Origin of the sequence: Streptomyces sp. NPDC050619 (assembly GCF_040654815.1) — a bacterium.
Classification (GTDB): Bacteria; Actinomycetota; Actinomycetes; order Streptomycetales; family Streptomycetaceae; genus Streptomyces.
This window is the reverse complement of sequence record NZ_JBFAIR010000019.1, coordinates 177,866-195,444: the sequence shown is the minus strand read 5'-3', so window position 1 is coordinate 195,444 and position 17,579 is coordinate 177,866. Positions and strand designations below refer to the sequence as shown.

The 17,579-nt window shown below is 69.2% G+C and carries 18 protein-coding genes and 2 pseudogenes; 12 read left to right on the top strand and 8 right to left on the bottom strand.

The features are described from left to right. Positions 1 to 77 precede the first annotated feature (77 nt). Both AB0I77_RS29250 and AB0I77_RS29245 read left to right on the top strand, forming a co-directional pair. A complete protein-coding gene (locus AB0I77_RS29250; RefSeq protein WP_363285707.1) occupies positions 78 to 566 on the top strand; it encodes a transposase family protein in 489 nt (162 codons plus the stop codon). 28 nt (positions 567 to 594) lie between these two features. Next, complete coding sequence (locus AB0I77_RS29245) at positions 595 to 996, top strand: transposase (protein ID WP_363285706.1); 402 nt, start codon at positions 595 to 597, stop codon at positions 994 to 996. A gap of 155 nt (positions 997 to 1,151) precedes the next feature. Here the strand turns inward: AB0I77_RS29245 and AB0I77_RS29240 are convergent, their stop codons facing one another. Further along, positions 1,152 to 1,553 (bottom strand): hypothetical protein, encoded by a 402-nt coding sequence (locus AB0I77_RS29240; protein WP_363285705.1) that lies wholly within the window; start codon positions 1,551 to 1,553, stop codon positions 1,152 to 1,154. 270 nt (positions 1,554 to 1,823) lie between these two features. Between AB0I77_RS29240 and AB0I77_RS29235 the strand changes: the two are divergent. Further along, a pseudogene (locus tag AB0I77_RS29235) lies at positions 1,824 to 1,959 on the top strand (IS5/IS1182 family transposase); the annotation flags it as partial. A 28-nt stretch (positions 1,960 to 1,987) separates the two neighbouring features. On the opposite strand, the gene AB0I77_RS29230 reads toward AB0I77_RS29235, so the two are convergent. Continuing rightward, on the bottom strand, positions 1,988 to 2,605 hold the full coding sequence (locus tag AB0I77_RS29230; RefSeq protein WP_363285704.1) for a TetR/AcrR family transcriptional regulator: 618 nt from the start codon (positions 2,603 to 2,605) through the stop codon (positions 1,988 to 1,990). Between the two features lie 109 nt (positions 2,606 to 2,714). On the opposite strand from AB0I77_RS29230, the gene AB0I77_RS29225 reads away from it, so the two are divergent. Beyond that, positions 2,715 to 3,773, top strand: coding sequence for an aldo/keto reductase (locus tag AB0I77_RS29225; RefSeq protein ID WP_363285703.1), 1,059 nt, complete (start codon positions 2,715 to 2,717; stop codon positions 3,771 to 3,773). Here AB0I77_RS29225 and AB0I77_RS29220 read toward each other — a convergent pair. After that, entirely contained in the window at positions 3,730 to 4,266 is a 537-nt protein-coding gene (locus tag AB0I77_RS29220; RefSeq protein ID WP_363285702.1) for an ATP-binding protein, read from the bottom strand. The two genes, AB0I77_RS29225 and AB0I77_RS29220, sit on opposite strands and share 44 nt — an antisense overlap. Before the next feature lie 155 nt (positions 4,267 to 4,421). On the opposite strand from AB0I77_RS29220, the gene AB0I77_RS29215 reads away from it, so the two are divergent. Both AB0I77_RS29215 and AB0I77_RS29210 read left to right on the top strand, forming a co-directional pair. Beyond that, on the top strand, positions 4,422 to 5,273 hold the full coding sequence (locus tag AB0I77_RS29215) for a helix-turn-helix transcriptional regulator (RefSeq protein WP_363285701.1): 852 nt from the start codon (positions 4,422 to 4,424) through the stop codon (positions 5,271 to 5,273). A gap of 10 nt (positions 5,274 to 5,283) precedes the next feature. After that, positions 5,284 to 5,478 (top strand): DUF397 domain-containing protein, encoded by a 195-nt coding sequence (locus AB0I77_RS29210; protein ID WP_363285700.1) that lies wholly within the window; start codon positions 5,284 to 5,286, stop codon positions 5,476 to 5,478. On the opposite strand, the gene AB0I77_RS29205 is transcribed toward AB0I77_RS29210, so the two are convergent. Continuing rightward, positions 5,447 to 6,013 carry a CGNR zinc finger domain-containing protein gene (locus AB0I77_RS29205; protein WP_363285699.1) on the bottom strand — a complete coding sequence of 189 codons (567 nt, stop codon included), beginning with the start codon at positions 6,011 to 6,013 and terminating at the stop codon, positions 5,447 to 5,449. The genes AB0I77_RS29210 and AB0I77_RS29205 overlap by 32 nt on opposite strands. A 103-nt stretch (positions 6,014 to 6,116) precedes the next feature. On the opposite strand from AB0I77_RS29205, the pseudogene AB0I77_RS29200 reads away from it, so the two are divergent. The 4 genes and pseudogenes from AB0I77_RS29200 to AB0I77_RS29185 form a co-directional block, all read left to right on the top strand. Continuing rightward, positions 6,117 to 7,286 (top strand): annotated as a pseudogene (locus AB0I77_RS29200) (epoxide hydrolase family protein); the annotation flags it as partial. 138 nt (positions 7,287 to 7,424) lie between these two features. Further along, positions 7,425 to 7,835, top strand: coding sequence for a VOC family protein (locus tag AB0I77_RS29195; RefSeq protein ID WP_363285698.1), 411 nt, complete (start codon positions 7,425 to 7,427; stop codon positions 7,833 to 7,835). Between the two features lie 65 nt (positions 7,836 to 7,900). Then, the gene (locus tag AB0I77_RS29190; protein ID WP_363285697.1) at positions 7,901 to 8,650 is read left to right on the top strand and encodes a TetR family transcriptional regulator; all 750 of its coding nucleotides are present in this window, start codon (positions 7,901 to 7,903) and stop codon (positions 8,648 to 8,650) included. A gap of 91 nt (positions 8,651 to 8,741) precedes the next feature. After that, positions 8,742 to 9,356, top strand: a complete 615-nt coding sequence (locus AB0I77_RS29185) for a Uma2 family endonuclease (RefSeq protein ID WP_363285696.1) — start codon at positions 8,742 to 8,744, stop codon at positions 9,354 to 9,356. Here AB0I77_RS29185 and AB0I77_RS29180 read toward each other — a convergent pair. Next, positions 9,349 to 11,760 (bottom strand): MMPL family transporter, encoded by a 2,412-nt coding sequence (locus AB0I77_RS29180; RefSeq protein ID WP_363285743.1) that lies wholly within the window; start codon positions 11,758 to 11,760, stop codon positions 9,349 to 9,351. The genes AB0I77_RS29185 and AB0I77_RS29180 overlap by 8 nt on opposite strands. A 187-nt stretch (positions 11,761 to 11,947) precedes the next feature. Here AB0I77_RS29180 and AB0I77_RS29175 point away from each other — a divergent pair, with 187 nt between their 5' ends. Then, a complete protein-coding gene (locus AB0I77_RS29175) occupies positions 11,948 to 12,673 on the top strand; it encodes a response regulator transcription factor (protein ID WP_363285742.1) in 726 nt (241 codons plus the stop codon). 14 nt (positions 12,674 to 12,687) lie between these two features. After that, a complete protein-coding gene (locus tag AB0I77_RS29170) occupies positions 12,688 to 14,151 on the top strand; it encodes a HAMP domain-containing sensor histidine kinase (RefSeq protein ID WP_363285695.1) in 1,464 nt (487 codons plus the stop codon). A gap of 8 nt (positions 14,152 to 14,159) precedes the next feature. Here AB0I77_RS29170 and AB0I77_RS29165 read toward each other — a convergent pair whose 3' ends face one another. The 3 genes from AB0I77_RS29165 to AB0I77_RS29155 form a co-directional block, all read right to left on the bottom strand. Further along, positions 14,160 to 15,713 carry an ABC transporter substrate-binding protein gene (locus tag AB0I77_RS29165; RefSeq protein WP_363285694.1) on the bottom strand — a complete coding sequence of 518 codons (1,554 nt, stop codon included), beginning with the start codon at positions 15,711 to 15,713 and terminating at the stop codon, positions 14,160 to 14,162. A gap of 160 nt (positions 15,714 to 15,873) precedes the next feature. Further along, positions 15,874 to 17,253, bottom strand: coding sequence for a metallophosphoesterase (locus tag AB0I77_RS29160; protein ID WP_363285693.1), 1,380 nt, complete (start codon positions 17,251 to 17,253; stop codon positions 15,874 to 15,876). Between the two features lie 23 nt (positions 17,254 to 17,276). Then, positions 17,277 to 17,516 carry a hypothetical protein gene (locus AB0I77_RS29155; protein ID WP_363285692.1) on the bottom strand — a complete coding sequence of 80 codons (240 nt, stop codon included), beginning with the start codon at positions 17,514 to 17,516 and terminating at the stop codon, positions 17,277 to 17,279. Positions 17,517 to 17,579 lie beyond the last annotated feature (63 nt).

Here is a 17,579-nt window from a genome sequence, read left to right as displayed (position 1 = left end):
CTGCCACCGTGTGCCTGGTCAAGTCGCCCGCGCGTCAGCATCGCGCGATCGGCGACCTGCCGTCGAGACTGGCGGCCTTGCCCGATCCACGTGACCGGCGCGGCAGGCGTCACCCGTTCGTGAGCGTGTTGCTGGTGGCCTGCTCAGCGGTCATGTGCGGGGCCCGGTCCTTCACAGCGATCGGGCAGTGGGCGCCAAACGCTCCGCAGGACACCCTGGCCCGGCTCGGCGCGCGGACTGTGTCCGCCTTCACGGTGCGCATCGCCCCGAGCACCGCGACGATCCGCAGGTTGATCAACCGAGTGTGTCCGGGTGGCCTCGCCGGACTGCTGGGATGCGATCGGTCCGGCGCCGACACCCTGGCGGTGGACGGCAAGAGCGCCCGAGGCTCGCGCCACGACGACACCCCCGCCGCGCACCTGCTCGCCGCCATGACCGGTGACGGGCTGACCGTCACGCAGTTGCGGGTACCGGACGAGACGAATGAAATCACTTGCCACGCCGGCCTGTTGGCCCCGTTCGACCTGACCGGGGTGACCGTGACGGCCGAAGTTCTACGACCGTAGCGAGGGCCACGGACGCAAGGAGACCCGCGTGGTCCAGGTCCTGACCGTCGACGGCCTCGACTTCCCGCACGCCGCCCAGGTCGCCCGGGTCGTACGCCATCGCACCTGTCTGAAGACCGGCAGGCGCTGCCGCGAGACGGTCTACGTCATCACCGACCTGACCAGCCAGGAAGCCTCCCCGCAGCGACTGGCGAAGATCATTCGTTCGCAGTGGGTCATCGAAAACCGGCTGCACTTCGTCCATGACACCGCCTTCCGCAAGGACGCGTCCCAGGTGCGCACCCAGCACGGCCCGGAGAACATGGCCACCCTCCGCAGCTTCGCGATCAACCGCCTCCGCGCCGCCGGGCACCACACCATCGCCGCAGGACTCCGCGACCTGCCCTACGAGCCGTTCACTCGTCCGCTGGCTCTCCTCGGACTCCGCTGACCAGCACGGACACATGAACAGTCAGACTTTGAAACCGCCCTGGCCCAGGCACCCACGCTGGAGCAGGCCGTTCAGCGTCGAAGGCGGCCAGTCGCAGGCACGTGATGCAGGCCGGCACCCTTATCGAGACCGACCGCTGCGGCGTGCCCGCCACGTCACCTGGTGCAGCAGGTTACCGATGCGTAAAATGCGTTCGGGTTGTCGGGCACGCCAATTGGATAAACATTGACGGCGGATACCTGCCCGTTCGCGTCGCGGCACTGTTGCTGCAGGCCAGGGATGTCTTCCTTTGCCCGATCCTCCGTGTCCCATGCATACCCTTTTATGGTCCACGCAGAGTATGCCTGCGCCGATGTGGCCATTCCTAAAGCGTGGCGGCGCAGAAGACTGACACCGCTGCCACACGGCTCATCCTCTTCTTCCTCGTTGCTCTGTTCTTCGTCGTCACTGCGGTCATGCCGTATCTCCATCTTGTGGGGGGAGAAATCCGACGGCCCGTCATGTCTGGCGGAGGCTAATGGACGACAGGGCGTCACGCCCTGGGCGGGCACTGTCATTGCCTACATCAGTGATGCTTGTGCACAGGCCGTGGCCGACGTTACGGAACAAGGGATGGAAGCGGATCCGTCACCGTATCCGTCATGGAGCTGCCCATGCGGTCGGGCTGTCTGCGTCGAGGTCCCCGTGGAGTCTGACTCGACCCCAACGCCCGCAGTCCAGGGGCGTCTTCAGCGCCAGCGGGGCGCCGTCGCCGAGGAGGCGTGGACGCCGGTGCGGCGGTCGCGGTCCTCGGTCCACTGCTCTACCCGGACCCGCATGAGGTCTGCAAGCAGCAGAACACCGTCGAGCGGTGCATCAACCGCCAAGCAGTGGCGCGGCCTGGCCACACGAACCGACCAACTCGCCATCGCCCACCAGGCCGCACTCCACCTTGCGGCCATCCTCATCTGGACCCGACGCTGACCAAAGAGACAGAGCCTAGACCTACCTCTCACTCACCCCGCAGGTACGCTCCCGCGCGCGCCGCCGCCGCCGCGGCCTCGGCGGCCCGGTCCGCGGCGGCTTCGTCGAGGCTCTGGCCGGTGGTCAGCAGGCGGTAGTAGAGGGGTGCGGAGACGGCGCGGATCACCTCGTGGACGTCCGTGCCCTCAGGCACCTCCCCCCGGTCGATGGCCTGCTGTACGCAGGGTGCCCACTCCTCGACGCGGATGTCGTAGAAGCGGTGCAGGGCCTCGGCCGTCTTCGCCTCGGACAGGGCGGCCGCGATCACCGCTTTGAAGAGCGCCCCCTGCCGCGGGTCGGCCAACGTGCGCTGCACGAGCCGGGCGTTGGCCTTGAGATCGCCGAGCAGCGAGCCGGTCTCGGTCCGTGGCAGTGACTGCTCGGCCATGTCCAGCAGCAAGTCGGCCACCAGCCCGGTCACCGTTCCCCAACGGCGGTAGACGGTGGTCTTGCCCACCTCGGCACGGCTCGCGACGGCGGCGAGGTCCAGGTGGGCAAAGCCATGCTCCGCCAAGGCGTCCCCGGCCGCTTGCAGCACCGCCGCCCGCACGCGTGCCGTGCGCCCTCCGGGACGGACGGTTCCCGGATCCGCGCCCTCAAAAGCCATAACGGGACTCCAGTTTCGTTAATCGCTCACGCCTGCTACCTTGAAGGAGGCACTCTAACGGAACCTCAGTCCCATTAGATAGATCAGCCAGGCGAGAGAGGGAACAGCCATGGAATACAGACGGCTGGGCGCATCCGGCCTCAAGGTCCCCGCACTGAGCTTCGGCACCGGCACCTTCGGCGGCCAAGGCCCGCTGTTCGGGGCCTGGGGCAACACCGACGCACAAGAGGCACGCCGTCTCGTGGACATCTGCCTGGACGCCGGGATCACGATGTTCGACACGGCCGACGTCTACTCCGGCGGCGCCTCGGAGGAGGTCCTGGGCGAAGCGATCAAAGGCCGCAGGGACCAGGTGATCCTGTCCACCAAGACCAGCCTGCCGATGGGCGACGGACCGGGCGATGCGGGCTCCTCCCGTTCACGTCTGATCACCGCGTGCGAGGACGCCCTGCGCCGGCTCGGCACCGACCACATCGACCTGTTCCAGTTGCACGCCTTCGACGCCGGCACCCCGATCGAGGAAGTCCTGTCCGCACTCGACGATCTCGTACGAGCGGGAAAGGTCCGCTACCTCGGCGTCTCCAACTTCTCCGGGTGGCAGACGATGAAGTCCCTCTCGATCGCGGAGAGATACGGCCACCCGCGCTATGTCGCCCACCAGGTCTACTACTCCCTCCTCGGCCGCGACTACGAATGGGAGCTGATGCCCCTCGGGCTGGACCAGGGCCTCGGAGCCGTCGTCTGGAGCCCCCTCGGCTGGGGACGCCTCACCGGCAAAGTCCGCCGCGACCAGCCCCTACCGGCCAACAGCCGACTGCACGACACCGCGGACTACGGCCCGCCGGTCGAGGACGACCACCTCTACCGCGTGGTCGACGCCCTCGACGAGATCGCGCAGGAGACCGGCAGAACCATCCCGCAAATCGCCATCAACTGGCTCCTGCAACGCCCGACCGTCTCCTCCGTCATCATCGGCGCCCGCAACGAGGAGCAACTCCGCCAGAACCTGGGTGCCGTCGGCTGGACTCTTACGCCCGACCAGATGACGAAACTCGACGCGGCAAGTGGCAGGACAGCGCCGTATCCGTACTTTCCCTACCAACGCCAGGAGGGCTTCGCTCGTCTCAACCCACCAGTGGCTGAGGTCGCGCCTCTTCCTGCTGCATGACATCGGTGTCGTTGAGGACGATCTGCGCGTTGCGCCCGGCCGACATCCCGACCTCGCACCACAGCAACTTCCCGCCCCGCCCGAAGAGATCGCCCCCAAGCGGATAGCCGCCCCACGCGTCCGCGTAATGACATACGAGGAACAGCCCGCGCCCGCCGTCGGCCTCGGCCGGGACGGGGCACAGGGGCCTCGTCCGCTTGTCGAAGGGCGGAGGGATGTGCGGGTTGGTGTCCCAGACGCTCACCCGTAGCCGACTGCGGTCGAGCCCGCGCAGCCGGAGGGTCGCGGAGCCGTCCGAGTAGCGGTAGGCGTTGGTGACCAGTTCCGAGGCCAACAGCTCGGCGGTGTCTTGGAGTTGATCCATCCCGTGCCCGGCGAGTACGGCCCGCAGGGTCACCCGGGCGATGCGTGCGGCCCGTGGATCGTGGGGCAGTTGGAGGGCATACGCCCAAGTTGAGGTTGCTTCGCACTCCGGCGGGACTACGGTGACCATGAACGCCTCCTGTGGTGGGGGGAGTTGTTGGTTGAGTGGTTCGGGTCTCACCGTAGACTGCCATCCCTGAAGGTTTTGCACTAGTGCGCAAAAGCTTCAGGGATTTACTTCGTGTGGGTGACCGCCACGTCAGGTGTACGGAACGGAGCGAGGGAATGGCACCAAGGAACACGCCCACGGCACGCCGCCTCCGCATCGGCGTAGAGCTGCGTCGCCTGCGGGAACGCGCCGGCATGACCGCCGCCGAGGCCGCCCGGCACCTGGGCACCACCCAGGCACAGGTCAGCAACATCGAGGCCAACCGCTTCGGCGTCAGCGCGGAGCGCGTGCACACCCTCGCCCACATCTACGGCTGCACGGACCAACCCCTGGTCGACGCCCTCGCGGGCATGGCCGCGGACCGCACGCGCGGCTGGTGGGAGGAGTACCGGGACACTCTGCCGCCCCGGCTTCTGGATCTCGCGGAACTGGAGTACAACGCCACCGCCCTGCGCGTGACCCAGGTCATCAACATCCCGGGCCTGCTCCAGACTCCGGAGCACGCCCGCGCGCTGTTTCGCCAAGCAGTTCCCGCCCTGCGCCCGCACGAGATCGAGTACCGCATCTCCCACCGCATCAAGCGCCAGGCCGTCCTCTACCGCGAGCAGCCCCCGCCGTACACGGCGATCGTCCACGAGGCCGCCCTGCGCATGCAGTTCGGCGGCCGTGATGTGGCCAAGGCCCAGCTGAAGCATCTCGCCGAGGTCAGCGAGCAGGCCAACGTCACCCTCCGCGTGATCCCCTTCGACGGCACGTCGTTCCCCACCACAGGCCACGCCGTCGACTACTTCCACGGTCCGGTGACCGCTCTCGACACCGTCGAGGTCGACACCGCACACGGCAGCGAACTCGTCTACGCCGCAGGACAATTGGAGAAGTACCGGCTAGTCCTGGACCGGATGGAGACGGTCGCGCTGAAGCCGGCCGCCTCGCTCGACCTCATCCACCGCATCGCCCAAGACATCTGAGAGACGGACCGTGACCGAACCCAACTGGCAGAAGTCGACCTACAGCGAAGAAGGCTCCGCCTGCGTCTACCTCGCCACCACCCCCACAGGAACGATCCTCCTCCGCGAGAGCGACGAACCGGAAACGATCCTGACGACCGGCCCGCACCAACTGCGCGCCCTGATAGCCGGCCTCAGACCCCATCGCCGTCGCTCTTGGCATTGAAGCGCGCTTTCTTCTGACGATTCCCGCACGTGTTCATGTCACACCATTTGCGGGTGCGGCTTTGGCTCGTGTCGAAGAAGGCGGCTTGGCAGGTTGGTGATGCGCACAAGGCCAATTTTCCGTCTCGTTCGCCTGCGATGATGCTGATCGCGTCGGCGGCGACCACGCCGAGGGCATCCTCCACGCGGGAAGCCGAGCTGAGCCGCCATCGCCGCTTCCCCTCGGGCGTCAGGATCGCCGCGGCCCGCCCCTGAGTGCTGCGTTCATTGATGACTTGGACAGCAGACGCAGGGAGAGCGTCCTGGAGCGCGGCCGCTGTCGCGGCGACGTGAATCGACTCCCTCAGTTCCCGGGCGAGTTCGAGCTGGGCAGTGGTGCAGGAGTCCACGGCGAGGCCGTTCACTGCCAGCCAGTCGACGAGTCGGTGCGGCGTGGGAATGCGCTCCACAGCGTTGCCATGACGCTCCGACAGAGTCCCCGTGAAGCTGGTCGCCAGCACCTTACCGAGGCGGAAGTCAGGAAACCCAGTACGCATGGAACCACCTTAGCCGGTTGCAGCGTGACTACGAGGCTTGGTAGAACCGTCTTAGCCGGTTCGCGATGGGTCGTAGCCGGTTCCACGACGGCCAGGAGGTCTCATGCCCCGTCCAACCAGCGACGTGCAAGCATTCGAAGCCCACGCAACCGACGCCGACCTCGACGATCTGCGCGCGCGACTGGCCGCGGCGCGTCTACCGGAGACTGAGACGGTCTATCGCGCCGCGCCCGACCCTGGCCGATGGGAACAGGGTGTTCCTCTCGCCGACCTCGTCGATGTCGTGAACTACTGGCGCACCGGGTACGACTGGCGGTCATTCGAAGAGCGCCTGAACCGTATCGGCCAGTTCCGCACGACCATTGATGATCTGGGAATCCACTTCCTGCACCGCCGATCCGCGCGCGCGGATGCCACTCCTCTGATCCTGACGCACGGCTGGCCAGACAGCATTGCCCGGTTCATCGATGTAGTGGACGAGCTGGCTGATCCGAAAGAAGCGGACGCACCGGCGTTCCACGTCGTGGTCCCGTCGCTGCCGGGCTTTGGTTACAGCGACAAGCCGGCCACCACCGGGTGGGGAACCGAAAAGATCGCGGCCGCATGGGTGGAACTGATGGGAAGGCTCGGCTACAGCAAGTTCGCAGCCCACGGCGGCGACTGGGGAGGCAATATCACCACGGTTCTCGGCGGCAGGTTCCCGGCGCACGTTCTCGGCATCCACACAACGTTCGCGGAGGGACCGCCCGGGTTGACAACGGACGGGCTGACGGCGACCGAACGCAAGTGGACCGAGGAAACCCGCGATTTCTGGCGCCACCGCGCGGCGTACGCGAAGCAGCAGGCGACCCGGCCGCAGACCATCGGCTACTCGCTCGTCGACTCACCGGTCGGGCTTCTTGCCTGGATCCTTGACAAGTTCGCCGAGTGGTCAGACACCGAAGACAGCCCGTTCGAGACGATTTCCATAGACCGCGTTCTTGACGACGTCACCCTGTATTGGCTGACGCGGACCGGCGCTTCGGCAGCCCGCATCTACTACGAAAGCCACAACTCGCTGGACCCCGAACTTCGGGTCGACGTCCCGTCAGCACTCACCATGTATCCCCGCGACGTCGAGAAGTGTCCGCGCCCCTGGGCACAGCAGCGGTACCGACAGATCGTCCGATGGAGGACGCCCGAAACCGGGGGACATTTCCCGTCGCTGGAGGTTCCCGAGTATTTCGTCAAAGACCTGCAAGAGGGCCTCGCGGCAGTGCTGGCCGCTGATCGCTTCCAGACCGAGCTCATCTTGGTGCCGCCCGATGGCACGAGCCTGCGGGCCGTCACGCTCTGACCCCGACGAGTGACTCCGTCGCGCCCCGGCGGCCGGGTCCCTCGTTCCTCGTGGCGGTCCACCTAATCTGACGACATGTCAGATGACGAGTCGTACGAACTGCTCGGTTTCGACAACGTGCTGTTGCCCGTCGGAGACCTCGGGGAGGCCGTCGGGTTCTATGAGCGTGCCGGGTTCGCGGTGGGGTTCCGGTTCGACGAGGGCGGGGTCGCCTTGTTGAGGGTCGGGGGCGAGACGCCCGGGATTTTGTTGCGGGTGGAGGACGGGCTGGGGCATCGGCCGCCGCCGTGGCCCTCGCCGCGGGTGTGGCTGGAGGTGCCGGACGCACGGGCCGCCGGCCGGGAGCTGGCCGCCGCCGGCATCGCCCCGCTCGACGAGCCCCTGTCCATGGCCACCGGCTGGACCGTCGAGATCTCCGACCCCTGGGGGAACGTCATCGGGTTCACGGACTACCGCAAGCGGCCGGAGCTGGGGCGCAGAGCGTAGGGCGTAGGGCGCGTAGGGCGTGGGCGCACGACAGCGGGGCCCGCGCCACTCGTTAGGCTCCGTCCGTGCCTGCGAACAACGACGGCCCCGACAAGGGCGATAACCCCAGCAAGTCCGAGCAGACCCGCGCGCTGATCCTGGAGACGGCGATGCGGCTGTTCCAGGAGCGGGGTTACGACAAGACGACCATGCGGGCCATCGCCCAGGAGGCCGGGGTCTCCGTCGGCAACGCGTACTACTACTTCGAGGGCAAGGAACACCTGATCCAGGGCTTCTACGACCGGATCGCCGCCGAGCACCAGGTGGCGGTCCGGGAGGTCCTGGAGCGGGAGAGCGACCTGGAGGCGCGGCTCGCGGGGGTTCTGAAGTCGTGGCTGGACATCGCCGCGCCCTACCACGAGTTCGCGGTGCAGTTCTTCAAGAACGCCGCCGACCCGGACAGCCCGCTCAGCCCCTTCTCCTCCGAGTCGGAGCACGCGCGCGTGGAGGCGATCAGCGTCCACCGGGAGGTGCTGGCGGGGGCGACGAAGACCAAGGTTCCGGAGGAACTGCGGGACATCCTCCCGGAGTTGATGTGGCTCGCGCAGATGGGGCTCGTGCTGTATTGGATCTTCGACCGGACCGAGGGGCGCGAGCGGACCTATCGGCTGGCCGAGCGGGGAGCCCGGCTCACCGCTCGGGGGGTCGCTCTGGCTCGGTTCCGGGTGCTGCGGCCGCTGGTGCGGGAGGTGCATGAGTTGTTCACGGACTTTCTGCCGGGGATGACCAAGGTGCTGCCGGATCCGGGGGCGGGGGCGAAGGGGCGGGCGGAGTGATCCACGATCGGGTGAATGGGCTCGAACGGGACACCAAGCGTGCGGCCTGCCTACGATGATTCCCTCGACACCAGCCCACAGGAGGCACGTGATGTCCGCTGCATCCGTCGAGCAGCCCTTCGAGGACGAGCCGGTCACGCTCACCGCCATCGCCGACGAGATCATGGAGCGCCATCCGGGCTACCGCGTCGAGGTCATCGGAGGCAATCTCCTCGTGACCCCAGCCCCGGATGTCCCCCACGCTCGCGCCCTGACCAAGCTCATGCGCCCGTTCATCGCGGCAGGGCTGGACGACGGCGAAACTGAGGTACTCCAAGGCATCGGCCTCTGGCTGCCCACCGACACCGAGGACTACGCCATCCCCGACCTCGCCGTGGTGGACGCCGATGTCGACGACCACCTCATCGAGAACAACGCCTACGACCCGGTCTGCTTCCGGCTCGTCCTAGAGGTCACCTCCGGGAACTGGAAGAACGACCTGAAGACCAAGGTCGCCGCCTACTCCGAGGCGAAGGTCCCCGTCTACGTCGTCGTCGACCGCAAGCACCAGCGCCTCCACGTCCTCACCGAACCGGCCGGGGACGAGTACGCGAACCACCGCGTCCACGCCCCCGGCGAGGTCATCACACTGCCGGACTCGATCGGAGCCGCAGTCACTCTCGACGTCGGCCAGATCATCAAGGCCGGTCAGCCGAAGGCTAATTGACCGCGTCCACCTCCCCCTCAGCCAGCTCCACGTCACACACCAACGGCCCGTCCCCCACCACCACCTGCCGCGCCCGCGACCCGTACGACGAAGCCTCGGTCGCCAGCAGATACGCCCCCGGACTCGGCACCGACACGATGTACGAACCGTCGGCCAGCGACACCACCCGGTCCAGTTGGCGTCCGCCCTTCGACAGCAGGGTCACGTCAGCGCCCCCCACCGGCTCCCCCTCCGCCGTACGGACGAAGCCGTGGATCACCGACGCGGGGCCGCCCTCCGCGGCAGGCGCTTCCGAAGAAGCCGCCTCCTCCTTCGGCTCCACCGCCAGATGCGGCAGCCGCTTGTCCAGCCAGACCGGCAGCCACCAGTTGGACTTGCCGAGCAGGTGCATCGCGGCCGGCACCAGGGCCGTACGCAGGATGAAGGCGTCCAGGGCGACCGCTGCCGCGAGGCCCACGCCCGCCATCGCCGCGCCGTAGTCGCCGCTCAGGACGAACGCCAGGAAGACGCAGACCATGATCAGGGCCGCCGAGTTGATGACCCTGCTCGTCTCCGCCAAGCCGACCCGGACCGCTCGCGCGTTGTCCTTCGTGTGCACCCACTCCTCGTGCATCCGGCTGACCAGGAACACCTGGTAGTCCATGGAGAGGCCGAAGAGCAGGGACAGCATGATGATCGGCAGGAAGGCGGCGATCGGGCCCTCCTGGCCGAGGCCGAGCAGGTTCAGGCCCCAGCCCCACTGGAAGATCGCCACGAGGACACCGAAGGAGGCCGCCGCCGCGACCAGGTTCATCACGGCCGCCGTCAAAGGGACGACTACCGAGCGGAACGCGATCAGCAGCAGCACGAAGCCCAGGCCGATGATCGTCGCGATGAAGTACGGCAGCCGGTCCGCCGTCACCGACGCGAAGTCCTTCGACACGGCCGTCACGCCGCCGACGTGCGCCTTGACGCCCGCCTCCGGTATCACCTCGTCGCGCAGGGTGTCGATGAGGCGGTCCGTCTCCACGGCCTGCGGTGAGGTGGTCGGGATCACCTGGATCACCGTGACGCCGTTCGCGGGAGGCGCCGAGACGGCCTGGGCGACGCCCTCCGTCTCCTTGATCGTCGCGACCAGGTTGGCCCCCGCGTCGCCGTCCACGACCACCTGGAGCGGGCCGTTGAAACCGGGGCCGAAACCGTCGGCGAGCAGGTCGTACGCCTTCTTGGTGGTCGTCGACGCCTCGTCGTTGCCCTGGTCGACGGTGCCGAGGCGCAGGGAGAGCAACGGGAGGGCGAGGACGGCCATCACGACCACCGCCAGGAGCGCGATCGAGCGCGGGCGGCGCTCGACCGCCCCGGACCACCGAGCCGCGAGGCCGCTCGTGCGCTCCGGCTCGGGGCCGGTCGCGGCCAGCTTGCGGCGCTGGCGGCGGCTGAGCACCCGGTGGCCCAGGACGCCGAGCAGCGCGGGCAGCAGGGTGACGGCCGCGAGCACGCTGAGCACGACGGTGAGCGAGGTGCCGATGACCACGCCGTCCAGGAAGCGCAGGTTCGTCACCAGCATCCCGGCGAGCGCGATGCACACCGTGCCGCCCGCGAACAGCACGGCCCGGCCGGAGGTGTTGAGGGCGGTGGCCGCCGCCTCCTCCGGGTCCAGGCCGCGCAGGATGCCCTTGCGGTGCCGGGTGACGATGAACAGGGCGTAGTCGATGCCGACGCCCAGGCCGATCAACGTCGAGAGGAGGGAGGCGAGTTCGGGCACGTTCGTGACGTGGCTGATCAGCTGCGTCCCGAACATTCCGGTGCCCACGCCGAACAGCGCGATCAGGATCGGCAGCAGCATCGCCAGCAGCGAGCCGAAGGCCAGGTACAGCACGACGGCCGCCGCGAGGATGCCGACGAGCTCGGCGGTGCCGGTGGGCGGCTCCTGCACGCGCGTGATGGCCTGGCCGCCCAGCTCCACCTGGAGGCCGTCGCCGCCGGCGTCCCGCGCCGTGTCGACGACGTCCTGCACCAGGTCCTTCGGTACGGCGTTCGCCTGCTCGGCGAAGGTGACCTGGGCGTACGCGATCCGCCCGTCCTCACTGATCTGGGCCGCGCCCCGGGCCCCGTACGGGTCGGTGACCTCGCCGACCCCCTTCATCTGGCCGATCTCCCGCAGCGCGGGCTCGATCCGGGACCGTACGGAGGCGTCCCGCACGGAGCCCTCCTCGACCTTCCACACCACCGTGTCGGTGTCCCCCGCGCGCTCCGGGAAGGCCTTCTCCATCAGGTCGTACGCGCTCTTGGAGTCCGTGTTGGGCAGCGAGAAAACCTCCGCGTAGTTCGTGCCCGCGGACGTACTCGCCGCGCCCAGGCCGAACAGCGCCCCCACCCACAGCAACAGGACCACCAGCCGGTGCCGATAGCACCAGCGTGCCAGTGTCGCCACGCTCAATCCCCTCCAGTGTCCGGTCGGTCGGTCCCCCAGGTCCTGGGCAACAGGATTGCGGCGGCACGCGCGCGTGGACATGCGATGAGCATGACTCTCAAGGAACTCCAAAGCGCGAACCGGCCCCGTTGTCAGTGGGCCCGCCGATACTGGGGACATGACGGCCGAAACGGGGGACATGGTGACGGCTCCAGGCACCGTGCTGATCGTGGAGGACGAGGAGAGCATCGCCGACGTCCTCGCCATCGCTCTGCGCTACCACCGCTTCGAGGTGATGACGGCCGGTACGGTCCGCGAGGCGCTCGCGCTCATCGAGCGCACCCTCCCCCACCCTGGAACAGGCTCGCGCGGGGGCACCCCCATCGACGCGGTGCTGCTCGACGTCATGCTCCCGGACGGCGACGGCCGCGCCCTGGGCCGCCGACTGCGCGTGGAGCGCCCGGAGCTGGCGCTCGTCTTCCTCACCGCGCGCGACTCGCCCGCCGAGATCGTCGGCGCCCTCGGCTTCGGCGACGACTACATCACCAAGCCGTTCAACATCGACGAGGTCGTCGCCAGGATCACGGCGGTACTGCGCCGCACCCGCCCGGCCGACGTCCTCCCGCAGCGGCCACCCCTGCGGTACGGCGACCTGGAGCTGGACGAGGCTACGTACTCGGTGCACCGCGCGGGCAGCTCCGTCGAGCTCACCCCCACCGAGTACGCCCTGCTGCGCTTCCTGGTGCGCAACGGCGGCCGGATCGTGCCCAAGGAGCAACTCCTGCGCCATGTCTGGCAGTACGAGCACACCCCGCCCGAGTCGACCGTCGTCGAGACCTACATCAGCTATCTGCGGCGCAAGCTCGACACACTGGGACCGCCGGTGATCACCACGCGGCGGGGCGTGGGATACGGGCTGGCATGAGGATCCCCAAGGTCATGAGGATCCCCAAGGTCCCGAGGCTCCGCTGCAAGCACGGCGTCCATTCGCTGCGCGGCCAGCTGACGCTGGCGAACGTGGCGCTGCTCGCCCTCGGTATCGTCGCGGCGACCGCCGTGAGCGTGATGGGCATGCGGTACTACCTCCTCGACCAGATCGACACGGAGCTGGCCAAGACCCGTCAGTCGCTGGCCGATTCGCGGCTCGAGGTGCGGTCGATCGAGTCGCTGGGCGCGCTGGGCTTCGTCCGCGACCGGCTCACCCGGGAGCAGAACGGCGACCAGCCGCGGCCGGACTCGCTGTTCACCGTCGTCGACGCCCGGGGCGAGGCCTTCGGCATCCTCGGTCTCCTGCCGACCGACGCCCAGCGCGGCCTGGCGGACGCGGTCGACGACCCGAGCGCGCTCATCCAGGACCCCGAGCCGCACGACGTCACCGTGCACGGCACCTCGTACCGGGTGACCGGAACCCGGCTCGCCGACGGCACCCGGGTGCTGCTCGCCACCTCGACCGACGCCCTCCACCAGGGCGTCGACAAGGCCATCAGGCTCGACCTCGCCATCGGCGCGCTGCTGCTCGCGCTGCTGGCCTGTCTGACGATGTTCAGCGTCCGCCGCAGGATGCGGCCCCTGGAGGACATGGTGGAGACCTCCTCGGCGATAGCCGAGGGGGACCTGACCCGGCGCGTCCCCTCCAGTCACCATCCGACCCAGGAGGTCGAACAGCTCCGCCTCGCCCTCAACTCCATGCTCCACCAGGTGGAGTCGGCGTACCGCACGCGCGAGCGCAGCGCGACCCAGCTGCGCCGCTTCGTCGCCGACGCCTCGCACGAGCTGCGCACCCCGCTGTCCGCGATACGCGGCTACCTCCAGCTGTACGACAAGGGGATGCTGTCCGACCCGGACGCCCGCACACGGGCCTGGGGGCGGGTGATGGCCGAGGCCGACCGCATGGGGCGGCTCGTCGACGAGTTGCTCACCCTCGCCCGCCTCGACCAGCAGCCCGAACTGCGCTTCCGGAACGTCGACATGAGCCGCCTGGTGCGGGACGCGGCCGAGGACCTGCGCGTGCAGCAGCCGCAGCGGCCGGTGACGGTCGACGCCGACGGATCCCTGCTGGTGCACGCCGACGAGTCCGGGCTGCGCCAGGTGCTCGGCAACCTGGTGGGCAACGTGCGCACGCACACGCCCGCCGATGTGCCGGTGCGGCTCGGCCTGGAGCGCGCGAACGGGGTCGTCCGGCTGTGTGTGGCGGACAAGGGGCCGGGGCTCGGTCCGCAGGACGCGGCGCGCGTCTTCGACCGGTTCTTCCGGGCCGGCGGGGGTGCGGGCAGCGGGCTCGGCATGGCGATCGTGCAGGGGGTGGTGCGGGCGCACGGCGGCGAGGTGACGGTGCGGACGGCGCCGGGCGAGGGGCTGGCGGTGACGGTCGCTCTGCCGGCGGGGCCGCCTGTGTCGTCGTAAGGCCCGCGTCAGATCCAGGTGAGGCGCCAGAGCCGGAAGACTCCGGTGCCGTCCGACAGGTACTGGCCGCCGCCGATGTCCTCGTTGGTGACGACGTAATCCTTGGCCTGCCACAGCGGGATCACCGGCACGTCGACCGCGACGGCCTGCTGGAGTTCGCGGAAGTCGTCGGCGGCCTCGCTCCGGTCGGCGTACCGCTGGCTGTCCCGGATCAGACGGTCGACGGTCTTGCTGTGGTAGCCGGTGTTCATGGTGCCCTCGGAGCCGACGAGCGGGCCGCCGAAGGTGTCCGGGTCGGGATAGTCGGCCACCCAGCCGACCGCGTACGCGTCCAGCTTGCCGGTCGCCCAGCGCTGCTGGAAGTCGGTCCACTCGTAGCCCTTGACCGTGACCTTGAACAGACCGCTCGCCTCCAGCTCCCGCTTGATCTCCGCGGCCTCCTCGGCTCCGGCGCCGCGGCCGGTGGCGTAGCCGTAGGTGAAGCGGACCGGGAGCGTCACGCCGGCCTCGGTGAGCAGTTCCCTGGCCTTCTTGGGGTCCTGCTCCGGGTAGAGGTCGAAGAACGACGTCGTGTGGCCGGTGATGCCCGCCGGGATCAGCGAGTAGAGAGGGTCGACGGTGCCGTCGTAGACCGTGGCCGCCAGCCGCTCGCGGTCGATCAGCCAGGCCATGGCCTGCCGGACCCGGGCATCGTGCAGGGGCGAGCCGGCGCGGGTGTTGAGGTACAGGTTGCGGGTCTCCGAGCTGTCGGCCTCGGACACGCGCTGTTTCGGGTCGCTCTCGTTCAGCCCGGCGAGGACCCCGGGCGGCAGCTGACGGGTGGCGACGTCGATCCGCTTCGCCTTCCAGGCGGCCTCCAGCTTCTCGCCGTCGGCGTAGTAGCGCAGCTCGACGGGGCGTCCGGTGCCGCCGAGGGCGCCCTTGTAGTGCCCGTTGGGGGTGAGAGCGGCCTTCTTGCCCTTCGTATACGCCGTCAGCTCGTACGGTCCCGTGCCGGCGACGCCGGGGCCGGTGCGCAGGCCGTCCGGCGGGTACTTGGTGCGGTCGACGATGGAGCCGGCGCCGGTGGCCACCTTGAACGGGAAGGTGGCGTCGGCCGAGGACAGATGGAAGGTGACGCTCCGGCCGCTCGCGCTCACCGAACGGAGGGTGCCCAGCAGGGAGGCGGGGCCGACCTCGGAGTTGATCTTCGTGACCCGGTCGAAGGAGTACTTCACGTCCTCGCCGGTCACCGCGCGGCCACTCGGGAAGGTGAGGCCCGCACGCAGCCGGCAGCGATAGGTGCGCAGGTCACCGCGGGCGAACGCGCAGCTCTCGGCCGCGTCGGGCACGGGCGTGGCGCCGCCCGGCTCGAAGGTCAGCAGTGACTGGAAGACGTTGCTGAACAGCGCCCAGGAGCCGGCGTCGTAGGCGCCGGCCGGGTCGAGCGAGGTGACGGCGTCCGTGGTGCCGACGGTGATGGTCTTGCCCGCGCCGTTCTGCGGCAGCAGTTGCCAGCCGCCCACTCCGACGCCGGCCAGCACGAGCAGCGTCGCGAGAATCCGTATGCGAACCGAGCGCATCGGTTTGCCCTCCCCAGGCCCGGTTCAGGCCACAGCGCATATGCCACCCCCTGGTGGCGCGGCTCACCCAATCACAGCTGTTTCGCCTGGGGGAAGGGCATTCACCCGAGATGGGAAAGAACTTACCCAGCGACTGTTTCCACCGAGTTCCACACGACGTTCACGCCTGCTTCGACGCCAGTTCGATCACCGTGATGTCCGACTCCGCCCCGACCCGCGTCGGCGGGCCCCAGGCGCCCGCGCCCCGGCTGACGTACAACTGCGTGTCGCCGTAGCGCTCCAGGCCCGCCACCGTCGGATTCGCCGCCGCCGCGATGAAGTTGCCGGGCCAGAGCTGGCCGCCGTGGGTGTGGCCGGAGAGCTGGAGGTCGACGCCGTGCTCCACGGCGTCGTGGATCTGGACCGGCTGGTGGGCGAGGAGCACGCACGCGCGTGCCGTGTCCCGGTCGCTGAGGGCCTTGTCGAAGTCGGGGCCCTGGCCCTCGTCCTCGCCCGCGATGTCGTTGACGCCGGCGAGGTCGAAGTGGGCCAGTTCGGTGCGGGCGTTCTCCAGGGGGCGCAGGCCGAGCCGGCGGACCTCCTCGATCCACTGTTCGGCGCCGGAGAAGTACTCGTGGTTGCCGGTGACGAAGTAGCTTCCGTGCCGGGCCGTCAGTTGCGCGAGCGGGGCCGCCGCCGGGCCCAGGTCCTTCACGCTGCCGTCGACCAGGTCGCCGACGACCGCGATGAGGTCGGGCTGGGTGCCGTTGATCGTGTCGACGACCCGCTGGGCGAAGCCCCGGCCGAGCACCGGGCTCAGGTGCATGTCGCTGACCACCGCGATGCGGTAACCGTGCGCCGCGCGCGGCAGCTTGGCCAGCGGGACGGTGACCCGCTTGACCGTCGGGCCGTTCAGGACGCCGTAAGTGCCGTAGCCGACGGTCCCGAGGGCCGCGGCGGCCGCGGCACCGCCGATGACGCGGGAGACGAAGAGGCGGCGGGAGGGGGCGGGGGCGGGGAGAGGCCGGGGGGTGCCTGCGGGGTCCGGCGCGGCAGGGGTCTCGGGTGCGTCGAGTTCGCTGGGCGCGTCGGCGTTCCGCAGCAGGGACCCGTGGTTGTCAGGCGCATCGGCGGCCGGCGTCATGGCCCCCTGGAATGCGCCGTCCTCGGCCCCCGCGCCGGACGGCACGGGCTCCGGTCGTGGGACGGTGGCCGCCGCCGAGGGCGTCCGCCGCCTGTCCCGCTGTGCGAGGAAACGTCGCAGCAGCGGCCGTACGACCTCGCCCGCCGCCACGGCCAGCAGCAGGTAGATCGACAGGGCCATCCACAGGAAGCCCGGCCAGGCCAGGGTGCGCTGGAGCCAGAAGGGGGCGCCGGCGCGTTCGGTGGCGATAGCCGCGATCGCGAGCGCCCAGCCGCCGGCGATCACCACCGCGCCCGTGCGACGCGCGAGGCCCGGGCCGCTGGTGGTGTCGCGGAACAGGCGTCGCCACAGGTACCAGTTGGCCGCCACCAGGACGGCCAGGACGGCCACGGCGAGCAGCACGAAGAGGATGGCCACGGTGATGAAACCCCCGTTGTCGGTTATGACGTCCGCCGCAATGCGCGCAGACCGCGCAACCCGATGCCGCCGACGACCGTCCCCAATACGAACGAGACGACGGCGAGCGTCAGATGCACCCAGAAATACGCCGTCGGGTGACCGTCGTCGAACGCGAGCCCGCTGCTGTCCTTGATCAGGTTTTTGACGAAAGTGACCCAGATGACCCAGCTCCACACCCCGAAGGCGAGCAGGAACCAGGAGACGGGGCGGCTGAGCTTCATACGTTCAGTATCGCCGCCGGGTGTCTGGTTCTTTGTCCGGGGTGGGGGCAGTGGCGGGACTTC